Genomic DNA, 9,508 nt, shown 5'->3' with positions numbered 1-9,508 from the left:
TAGAAAGACGCAGCGGCATTATGACAAGCATCTGTATCAAGAGAGGCATTTAATCGAATGCTTTTTTCATAAGTTAAAGCAGTACCGGCATCTATGTTCTCGTTTTGACAAATTGGCCAGGAACTTCTTGAGTTTTCTCTATCTCGTCAGTGCTCTCTTTTGGCTCAAATGAAAGATCAACACAACCTAAAAAGATAATGGTATAGCATGCAGGGATCCATGTATCCCGACGCTAACCCTGCGGGTAGAGCGCGGGGCTTGTTGCCCCCGCACCCCCGTTGGTTAAACATTAGGTTGCCCAGGAAAGGGATCCCAGCGGCACTCACGTTGTATTATTGGCTACTTCAGCCAGCAGGTCGAGCCTCTTTTGGGGAATCGAGCTAGATTGGATCCCACTGTTGATTTCTGCTGTCCACTTCTAGGGTTCTGGCGGCATGAGTTCTCCGGCCATCCAGTGGTATCCCGGCCATATTGCCAAGGCAATTGGCCAGTTGCGGGAAGAGTTGCAGCGGGTGGATGCAGTCATCGAGGTGTTGGATGCGCGGATCCCGTTGGCCAGTCGTCATCCTGAGCTGGGCCGGTGGCTGGGGGAAAAACCTCGCCTCCTGGCTCTGAACAGGGCGGACTGCATTGAGGCTGGGGATCTGAAAGCTTGGCAGGAGTATTTTTTACGGCAAGGGATCCCTGTCTATCCCACCAATGGCCGCTCAGGAGAAGGGGTGAATCGCCTCAAGCAGGCGGTCTTGCAACTGGGGCAATCGGTCAATATGCGGCGTCAACAGCGGGGAATGCGACCGCGGGCCGTTCGGGCGGTGGTGGTGGGCTTTCCCAATGTGGGCAAATCTGCTTTGCTGAATCGACTGTTGGGGCGGCGGGCAGCTGAGAGCGCAGCACGTCCTGGGGTGACGCGGCAACTGCGGTGGGTGCGGCTGGGGGGAGAGTTGGATCTGTTGGACTCGCCGGGCATCCTACCGCCCTCTCTGCCGGATCAACAGGCGGCCTCTCTATTGGCCATCTGCGATGACATCGGCGAAGCGGCCTACGATCCCGAACGGGTGGCGGCCCACTTTTTGGATCAAGTGCTGAGGGTGCAGCCCCAAGCCGGATCTCTCTTGCAAAAGCGCTACGGTTGGCCGGATCCGATCCCTCCCGGTGGTGCCGCAGTGCAGGAGTTGGCCGAGCGGCGGTATCAAGGGGATCCCCAGCGGGCGGCACGGCAAGTTCTCAACGACTACCGCAAGGGCTTGCTGGGGCCGCTGGCCTTGGAACTCCCTCCCAAGGCTTGAGCCCCTTAGAAGAAATCACGAAAGAAAGTCACGTTGTTGCTATGGGCAGGGAAACCGCTGCTGTGGGGCGTTGACTTTTCCCGAAACTGTCTACACTTGTCCCCAACCGGGATCCAGCCTCTGTTTCCAAGGCCGATACACCTTGAAGTAGACAACGGAACCCACTTGTCTGGCCAAGGCTTTGATGCAAGTGTCTCCACCCATACAGCGCTGGCAAACGGGATGGTTCACCTGCAGACGATTGAACCCCCGCCGCAGCGCACAGGCCGGTTGGCCCCGCAAAATCTCGGCCAGGGATCCCCCCAGCGTCACTTGCCCCAGCGGGATTTGCCCTTCATAGTCCTTGCAACAGGGCACCACCGTGCCGTCGTAGAGGATCCCCGCCTGACCGGAAGCGCCATTGCAGTATCCCCAGCGAGCTGGGATTACCCGGTCTGTCTCCACGTTGCCCCAACTGTCCAAGGGAAACGTTTCCAAAACCAAGCGGGGATGGATGCGGATCTGCTGCCAGCGGCCCGGTCGGTAAGTAGCAATCTGGGCTTCTACCCAATCGAGAGCCGGTGCATCCGGGATCCCTTGCAAAGCTCGTCTGGCCCAAGCCGAGAGCTGAGCGCGCATCTGCTGTGCAGAATCGATCACCGAAAGAGCCTTATGCGGCACCAAAAACGGGTGGGGGCTAGTATCCAGGAATTTGAGATGCACCTGCGTAGGGCTGGAGGAGCGCAAGTGCACCTGCAGAAATTGGGTAATCCCAGCAAAGTAGCGCTCCGGCGTGAGGCGGGGAGGTGCTCTGCGAATGCTGAAGGTGACTGGATCGGGAGTTTGCAGGGAAATGGTTAGCTTAGCAAAGGGGCTGCGGTTCAGCTTTTCAATGTGCTCCGGCCAGAGGGCAAAGGTGCTGCCGTTGCTGGTCAGGTGCAGGCGAAGGCCAAGCTCAGCGGCCCTGCGAATACCCTCGAAAAGGTATGGGTAGAGCAGCGGCTCCCCCATCAGGTGAAAAGCCATCACGCGGGCCAGCCCTGTTGCCGCTACTTCCTCCAAAATCTGCTCCAGCAGAGCGGGCTCCATGTGCCCCCGCCGCCGTTGCATGATCCCATCTGGACAAAACTCGCACTTAAAGTTGCAAACGTTGGTCACCTCTATGTGCAGGCGTTCCAGTTGGGGAATAACAGCAGACATTAACAGCAGACATAGAGAGGGCCGGAACAAGTCGAGGGCAAATAGCGGATCCCCCACAAGCGCTAGGTAGTGATACGCTGTTTATCAGGTTAGATCCGGAGCGGAGCCATCGCAATGCTGAAATGCACCACTCGCCACGTCCACATTTTTGCCGGTGAAGTTACTGCAGACAACAACTTCGTGCCCCGCGACGACCTGTTTACCCTCGATGTGGATCCGGACAACGAGCTGGTCTGGACTGATGCTGCCCTGCAAAAGGTCTATGCCCGTTTCGAAGAGTTGGTGGAAGAATACCGGGGGCGAGACTTGACCGAGTACAATATCCGCCGCATTGGGTCTGACCTGGAACATTTCATCCGATCCCTGCTCAAGCAAGGGGAGATTGCCTACAACCTGCAGGGGCGTGCCCCCAACTTCAGCATGGGCTTTCCCCAGATCCCTGCTGAAGAAATTGTCGGCCAATATATCCCCAAGGGCTAGCTCTTTGCCGGTTCTGGACAGAGTTTTTGATTGTTCTGCATCTAAGGCTTTTACCCATCTGATTGTTGGAGTGTTTCCCCATGTCTGGAGAACCCACCCCCGAGGCCGCTGCTGCCGAGAAACCCGCTGAAGCTGCCAAGCCTGCTGCTGAGGATTCCCCCAAAGCCGCTGCGAAAAAAGTTGCTAAGGAAGAAAAGCCCTTCGAGCAACAAATCACGGAAGAGGTGATCCCGGCGGCCATTGCGGCTTTTCAAAAGCGCGGGGTCAACGATCTGGAGCTGCGCCTAGAAGGCAAGACGCTGGTCGGCGCGTTTGCAGGAGGCAAGAAGCAGTTCAGCGTGCTGTTTGCTGAGGGATCCTTGAATGGCCGCAAGTTCTTCCGCTGTACCACCGAAGGATCCCCGGCCAGCACCATCGAGTCTTTTATGATCGACGAGCGGCGCGTGGATGTCAACCTATTCGTGTTTTATTTGGTGCAGCGCCTTTACGCTCAGCAGTGGTATTGAGTTCGCGTGACCTTGAAGGATCCCTGGCTACCCCTAGCCGGAGAGAGTAAGCCTGCTCGCAAGAGACGAAGGGAGGTGCAGCCGGCTGCAGTTACCGTAAAGCCAGGATCCATCCGGCCATGTTCTTTGGCATGCCCACGATCCCAGAACGGGCACCTTGGCTGCCGCCTTCCCGGAAGATGAGCTGCGCACTTGGCTCGAAGAACGGTACCGCCCCAGCGGGATCAGCCGTTCATAGTCGCGCTTCAGGTTAGGGTGAGAGGCCTGGGCTACTGATCGCGCCAGCGGGACGGAGTCCTTGAAAAGCCTTCTAGCCCCGTGCATTCAACGTTTCTAGTTTGAATCGAAATACCCATAATTGCCCAGAGGGCTGCTCCCGTAGATCAGGTTCCCCGGCAAACGGCGCAGCTGGGGCTCGAACCCGGTCAGCCCAGAGGTTGTTCCCCAGTGCAGGGATCCCTTGCCGCTGCGAGGGATGTTCTGTCGGGGCCAAAAACGATTATCGTTTTGTGAAGAAAGGTAAGGCTCTGCTACAGGAGATCTCGAAATGTACATCGTGCAGATTGCGTCTGAATGCGCCCCGGTTATCAAGGCGGGGGGACTGGGGGATGTGGTGTACGGCCTCAGCCGCGAGCTGGAGGTGCGGGGCCACTGTGTCGAGCTGGTTTTGCCCAAGTACGACACGATGCGCTACGACCAGATCTGGGGTTTGCACGATGCCTATCGCGATCTCTGGGTGCCCTGGTACGGGGGAGCCATTCACTGCTCGGTGTACTGCGGCTGGGTGCATGGCCGCCTTTGCTTTTTTATTGAGCCCCACTCGGGCGATAACTTCTTCAATCGCGGGTGTTATTACGGCTGCCCGGATGACAACATGCGTTTTGCTTTTTTCAGCAAGGCGGCTCTAGAGTTTCTCCTACAAAGCAACAAGCGCCCCGACATCATCCATTGCCACGACTGGCAGACAGGGTTGGTACCGGTGCTGCTGTTTGAGATCTACAAGTACCACGGCATGGGAAACCAGCGGGTGTGCTACACCATTCACAACTTCAAACACCAAGGCTTTGGCGGCCCAGAGATTCTTTGGGCTACCGGCCTCAACCGCGAACCCTACTACTTCCACTACGACCGTTTGCGCGATAACTTCAACCCCTTTTCTCTCAACTTTATGAAGGGGGGAATTGTTTTTTCCAACTTTGTCACTACGGTCTCTCCCAATCACGCGCTGGAGGTGCAATTTGGCGACTACGGCTATGGACTGGGCCATACCCTCTACTTGCACCGGCACAAGTTTCGCGGCGTTTTGAATGGCATCGATTACGACATTTGGAACCCGGAGATCGACCGCTTTATCCCCGTGCGCTACACTGCTCAAACGCTGGAAAATAAAGCTAAAAACAAAAAAGCTCTGCGGGATCGGCTGCTACTGCAGGATGTTGACAAGCCTATCGTGGCCTATATCGGGCGATTGGACGAGCAAAAGGGCGTGCATTTGGTGCATCATGCCATCTACCGCTCCCTGTTCAAAAATGCCCAATTTGTTCTGCTGGGATCCGCTACGGAGCGAGGGATCGGCGCTTGGTTTGCCCACGAGAAAAGCTACCTCAACAACAACCCCGATGTTCACATTGAGTTGGGCTTTAACGAAGAACTTTCCCACCTTATCTATGCGGGGGCAGACATCATCGTAGTGCCCAGCCACTACGAACCCTGTGGACTCACTCAGATGATTGGCTTGAAGTATGGCACAGTTCCGGTGGTGAGAGGAGTGGGCGGCCTGGTGGATACCGTCTTCGACCGCGACTACGATCCCCACAAATTGCCCGAGCAACGCAACGGCTACGTCTTTTATCACACAGATCCGGCAGCTCTGGAGTCGGCTCTGGATCGGGCCATCGACCTTTGGTACACCGCTCCTGACCAGTTCCGTCAACTGCAGATTCAAGGCATGAGCTACGACTACTCCTGGAACTATCCTGGCAAGGAGTATCTGGAGATCTACGACTTCATTCGTCACCGCTGAGCCCAACAGCGATCCCCAGCGATCCCAGCTCTTGACCCCAAGGACGAAATGCTGGACGATAGGTAGCAATCTTGGGCTTAACCTTCTCTACAGATTTGCTGCTGAGAAGGGTAAGTCTGCTCCGTTATCTTTCCCTGTCTGTAAGGATCCCCGGCTGCCATGGGTTATCTCGCCTTGGTACTCCACGCGCACCTGCCGTTTGTGCGCCACCCTGAGCAAGACTTTGTGCTGGAGGAAGAATGGCTCTACGAAGCCATCACGGAGACCTATGTGCCGCTGCTGCACATGTTCGAGGGGCTACAGCGAGATGGCATCGACTTTCGCTTCACCATGTCCCTGACGCCGCCCTTGGTGTCGATGCTGCGGGATCCCTTGCTGCAGGAGCGCTACGACCACTATCTAACCAAATTGGAAGAGCTGGCCCAGCTGGAGTACGACAAAAACACCACCAACGGCCACATTCGCTACCTGGCGGAGCACTACATCAAGCAGTTTGCCATGGTGCGGGATCTCTGGGAGCGCTACGACCGGGATCTGGTGCGAGCTTTTAAGCAGTTTCAAGACAGCGGCAACCTGGAGATCATCACCTGTGGGGCTACCCACGGCTACCTGCCCTTGATGCAGATGTACCCGCAGGCAGTCTGGGCGCAGTTGATTGTAGCTTGTGAGCACTACAACGAGCACTTTGGCCAATGGCCGCGGGGGATCTGGCTGCCGGAATGCGCCTACTACCAAGGGCTGGAGCGGATGATTGCCGATGCCGGCCTGCGCTACATGATCACCGACGCCCATGGTCTTCTCTATGCCAAGCCACGGCCCCGCTACGGCATGTACGCCCCCATTTTTACCGAGACTGGCGTTGCCGTTTTCGGGCGGGATCACGAATCCTCGCAGCAGGTGTGGTCGGCGGAAGTGGGCTACCCCGGGGATCCGGTTTACCGCGAGTTCTACAAAGACCTGGGGTATGAGGCCGACTACGAGTACATCAAGCCTTACATCATGCCCAACGGCCAGCGGAAAAACACCGGCATCAAGTACCACCGCATCACTGGGCGCAACCTGGACCTGGGGCAAAAGCAGCTTTACGACCCCTATTGGGCGCGGGAGAAAGCGGCAGAGCATGCGGGCAACTTCATGTTCAACCGCCAGCGGCAAATCGAATATTTGTACAGCGTCATGGGCCGCCCGCCGCTGGTGGTGGCCCCCTACGATGCGGAGTTGTTCGGCCACTGGTGGTACGAGGGCCCTTGGTTTTTGGATTTTCTCATCCGCAAGAGCTACTTCGACCAAAACACCTACCGCATGACTCACCTGGCGGAGTACCTGAAAGAGAACCCCACCCAACAGGTATGCAAACCCGCCCAATCCAGTTGGGGGGCGCGCGGCTTCCACGAATACTGGCTGAACCCCAGCAACGCTTGGATTTATCCCCATTTGCACAAGGCCACCGAGCGGATGATCGAGTTGAGCCGTCGCGAGCCTGCCGATGACCTAGAATGGCGGGCCTTGAACCAGGCGGCGCGAGAATTGCTACTGGCTCAATCGTCTGACTGGGCTTTTATCATGCGCACAGGGACGATGGTTCCCTACGCGGTGCGCCGCACCAAGTCTCATCTGCTGCGCTTCAACCACCTCTACGAGAAGATCAAAGAGGGTCAGTTTCGGCGAGAAAAAGCCACCCCTGAAGAGGAGCAGTGGCTGGCCAAGGTGGAATACATGGACAACATCTTCCCCAATATCAACTACCGGGTTTACCGACCCCTCTAAGCCGGTTGGGCAGGTCTGGAGGGTGCCTGCTTCCGACCGCCAGAGACACCAGAGGCAGAAGTTTCCGGCTACCCTCCTTGAGGGGATCGAACTACCCCAGGGCAGGAGGGATCCTCCGTTCGTTGCGCTGATCCCAACCTTCCTCTCCTTTTGGGAAAGGGGCAGGAGTCGCTCGTGTTGGCCTCGCAGAGCGCTCAGGGAGCGTTTTAATCTGGCTTGTTCAGTAGCCCCGATATCCCCGAAGACTCCCTGCTGCTGGGGCCCGCCTTCCCCAGCCGGATGGCCAGGCTACCGATTCTAGAGCTTGGTGCCGCACTCGGCGCAAAACTTGTGCAGGGTGGGGTTTTTGGTGCCGCAATTGGGGCAGTAGATCAGCTCGGCGGCTTGTTCCAGTTGCCGCTTCTCCGGCAGCCCGATCATCTGATAGTTAGCTTTGCCGGCAGGCACCATCGGGTAGCAGTTTTCATCCCGCTTGACCACAAAGTCGGCCACTACCGGCCCCTCGTGCTTGAGGATCTCCTGGATGGCATCTTCCAGTTGGTCGGGGTGATCGACGCGGATCCCTTTTACCCCAAAAGCCTCGGCTAGCTTGACAAAATCCGGCATTCCGGGAGACATATCCGAGTGGGAGTAGCGCTCGCCGTGGAAGGCCTGCTGCCACTGCCGCACCATGCCCTGCCAGCCGTTGTTGATGATGGCCACTTTGGTGGCAATGCCGTACTGAGCCACTGTGCCCAGCTCTTGCATGTTCATCTGGAAGCTGGCATCGCCACTGATGCAGATGACTTCTTCGTGAGGCAGGGCTACCTTGACTCCCATCGCCGCGGGGAACCCGTAGCCCATGGTGCCCAGCCCAGAACTGGAGATCCATTGGCGCGGCCCGTTGCGCAGAAACTGCGCCGCCCACATCTGATGCTGGCCAACATCGGTGGTGTAGTAGGCGTGGGGAGCATGACGACGAAAGGCATCGATCACCTGTTGGGGGGCAATCACGCCTTCGTAGCTGGGCACCTGCAGGGGATAGTCCCGCTTCCAGCGCTCGATCCGATCCAGCCAGGCCTGAGTTAGGCCTGGAGTAGAAGGCATTTTGCTCAGTTGAGCCAGCATCTCCACCAGAACAGTGCGCACATCTCCTACAATCGGCACATCGGGCGCACGGTTTTTGCCCACCTCGGCTGGGTCGATGTCGATGTGAATGACTTTGGCGTGCTTGGCAAATTCATCTAGCTTGCCGGTCACGCGATCGTCAAAGCGGGCCCCCACCGCAATGAGCAGGTCGCACTCGGTGACGGCGAAGTTGGCATAGGCCGTGCCGTGCATGCCCAGCATCCCCACCGACAGGGGATCGTTCTCATCGAAAGCCCCTTTGCCCATGAGGGTGGTGGTCACCGGGATCCGATAGGTGTGGGCCAGCTCGGCAATTTCGGCGTGGGCACCGGAGATGATCGCCCCACCTCCCACATACAGCAAGGGCCGCTTGGCCTGCAGGATCAGCTTGGCCGCTGTGTGGATTTGCCGTGGGTTGCCACGCACGGTGGGCTTGTAGCCGGGGATGTTGATCTCGCTGACGGGTTGATAGTCAAACTCTTCCAGGCCCACATCTTTGGGGATGTCGATCAGCACCGGCCCGGGCCGCCCTGTCCCGGCAATGTGAAAAGCCTCTGCCACGATCCGAGACATTTGGCGCGGATCCCGTACCACGTAGGAGTGCTTGACAATGGGCAGGGTGATGCCAAAGATGTCCGTCTCCTGGAAGCCGTCGGTGCCAATCAGATGGCGAGGTACCTGCCCAGTGATGACCACCATGGGTACAGAGTCCATCATGGCGTTGGCGATGCCCGTCACCAGGTTGGTCGCCCCTGGGCCAGAGGTAGCAAAACACACCCCCACCTTGCCAGTGGCGCGAGCATATCCGTCGGCGGCGTGGGCAGCCGCTTGTTCGTGGCGTACCAGGTAATGTTTGAGCAGCCCCTGAGACTCGGCTTTGTACAGCTCGTCGTAGATGGGGAGGATGGCTCCCCCCGGATAGCCAAAGATGTGTTGCACCCCATGCCGGTGCAGGCTGTCCACCAACGCATATCCACCAGTCGCCACGGTGTCTCCTCCCCACTGAGATGACCGAACGTCAAACGCCCGCTCTCAGGAGCGCCAGCGCAGACAGGGTAGTGGCCAGAAGTTGGCCAACTTTGTATTCAATTCTACAGTCTAGCAGTGGTTTGCTTTGGAATCGCTTAGGCTTTCACGGTCGGCTAAAGTAACACTGGGGA

At 57.6% G+C, this 9,508-nt stretch carries 6 protein-coding genes and 2 pseudogenes; 6 read left to right on the top strand and 2 right to left on the bottom strand.

Annotated features, from left to right (window positions below):
• A pseudogene (locus ACVWYY_RS09910) lies at positions 1 to 172 on the top strand (IS5-like element ISSoc13 family transposase); the annotation flags it as partial.
• A gap of 262 nt (positions 173 to 434) precedes the next feature.
• Positions 435 to 1,286, top strand: a complete 852-nt coding sequence (gene ylqF / locus ACVWYY_RS09905) for a ribosome biogenesis GTPase YlqF (protein ID WP_414343260.1) — start codon at positions 435 to 437, stop codon at positions 1,284 to 1,286.
• A gap of 90 nt (positions 1,287 to 1,376) precedes the next feature.
• Here ylqF and ACVWYY_RS09900 read toward each other — a convergent pair whose 3' ends face one another.
• The gene (locus ACVWYY_RS09900) at positions 1,377 to 2,465 is read right to left on the bottom strand and encodes a radical SAM/SPASM domain-containing protein (RefSeq protein WP_457440420.1); all 1,089 of its coding nucleotides are present in this window, start codon (positions 2,463 to 2,465) and stop codon (positions 1,377 to 1,379) included.
• Between the two features lie 114 nt (positions 2,466 to 2,579).
• On the opposite strand from ACVWYY_RS09900, the gene ACVWYY_RS09895 reads away from it, so the two are divergent.
• From ACVWYY_RS09895 to ACVWYY_RS09880, 4 genes are all read left to right on the top strand, one after another.
• Complete coding sequence (locus tag ACVWYY_RS09895) at positions 2,580 to 2,945, top strand: NAD(P)H-quinone oxidoreductase subunit M (RefSeq protein ID WP_011432289.1); 366 nt, start codon at positions 2,580 to 2,582, stop codon at positions 2,943 to 2,945.
• An 80-nt stretch (positions 2,946 to 3,025) separates the two neighbouring features.
• Positions 3,026 to 3,451 (top strand): DUF2996 domain-containing protein, encoded by a 426-nt coding sequence (locus tag ACVWYY_RS09890; protein WP_414330231.1) that lies wholly within the window; start codon positions 3,026 to 3,028, stop codon positions 3,449 to 3,451.
• A 547-nt stretch (positions 3,452 to 3,998) separates the two neighbouring features.
• Complete coding sequence (gene glgA / locus ACVWYY_RS09885; RefSeq protein WP_011432291.1) at positions 3,999 to 5,474, top strand: glycogen synthase GlgA; 1,476 nt, start codon at positions 3,999 to 4,001, stop codon at positions 5,472 to 5,474.
• Positions 5,475 to 5,633: 159 nt separating this feature from the next.
• Positions 5,634 to 7,241, top strand: coding sequence for a glycoside hydrolase family 57 protein (locus ACVWYY_RS09880; protein WP_457440419.1), 1,608 nt, complete (start codon positions 5,634 to 5,636; stop codon positions 7,239 to 7,241).
• A 297-nt stretch (positions 7,242 to 7,538) separates the two neighbouring features.
• Here the strand turns inward: ACVWYY_RS09880 and ilvB are convergent.
• A pseudogene (gene ilvB, locus ACVWYY_RS09875) lies at positions 7,539 to 9,338 on the bottom strand (biosynthetic-type acetolactate synthase large subunit); the annotation flags it as partial.
• Positions 9,339 to 9,508 lie beyond the last annotated feature (170 nt).

Source organism: Thermostichus sp. MS-CIW-34, assembly GCF_054060435.1.
The sequence above is the reverse complement of the archived record's forward strand: the minus strand, read 5'-3'. Positions and strand labels throughout refer to the sequence as shown.

Bases quoted from the DNA above. Each gene is read 5' to 3' on its own strand.
- ylqF (WP_414343260.1), top strand. From the start codon at position 435: ATGAGTTCTCCGGCCATCCAGTGGTATCCCGGCCATATTGCCAAGGCA.
- ACVWYY_RS09900 (WP_457440420.1), bottom strand. From the start codon at position 2,465: ATGTCTGCTGTTATTCCCCAACTGGAACGCCTGCACATAGAGGTGACC.
- ACVWYY_RS09895 (WP_011432289.1), top strand. From the start codon at position 2,580: ATGCTGAAATGCACCACTCGCCACGTCCACATTTTTGCCGGTGAAGTT.
- ACVWYY_RS09890 (WP_414330231.1), top strand. From the start codon at position 3,026: ATGTCTGGAGAACCCACCCCCGAGGCCGCTGCTGCCGAGAAACCCGCT.
- glgA (WP_011432291.1), top strand. From the start codon at position 3,999: ATGTACATCGTGCAGATTGCGTCTGAATGCGCCCCGGTTATCAAGGCG.
- ACVWYY_RS09880 (WP_457440419.1), top strand. From the start codon at position 5,634: ATGGGTTATCTCGCCTTGGTACTCCACGCGCACCTGCCGTTTGTGCGC.